This window comes from Brevibacterium rongguiense (assembly GCF_009857845.1).
Classification (GTDB): Bacteria; Actinomycetota; Actinomycetes; order Actinomycetales; family Brevibacteriaceae; genus Brevibacterium; species Brevibacterium rongguiense.
Genome location: NZ_WWEQ01000174.1, coordinates 1 through 250, shown reverse-complemented (window position 1 = coordinate 250; position 250 = coordinate 1). Strand labels below are relative to the sequence as shown.

General features: G+C 64.8%; 1 protein-coding gene. It reads right to left on the bottom strand.

Annotation, left to right across the window (positions count from 1 at the left end):
* On the bottom strand, positions 1-250 hold a 250-nt coding region (locus GSY69_RS14035; RefSeq protein WP_160954419.1), incomplete at both ends, for a DDE-type integrase/transposase/recombinase.

Genomic DNA, 250 nt, shown 5'->3' with positions numbered 1-250 from the left:
GTTCTTCTGGAGCAGTGCGAAGAAGGACTCCATCGCCGCATTGTCGCCGGCGGCGCCGACCTTTCCCATTGAGCCGATGAGGTGGTGACGGTTCAGCGCGTGCACGAACTTCCGCGACCGGAACTGCGATCCTCGGTCCGAATGCACGATGCAGCCAGCGACGTCACCGCGGCGGGAAGCAGCGTTGTCCAGGGCGTTCACCGCCAGTCGCGCCTTCATCCGGTCGCTGATCGAGTAGCCCACGATCCGG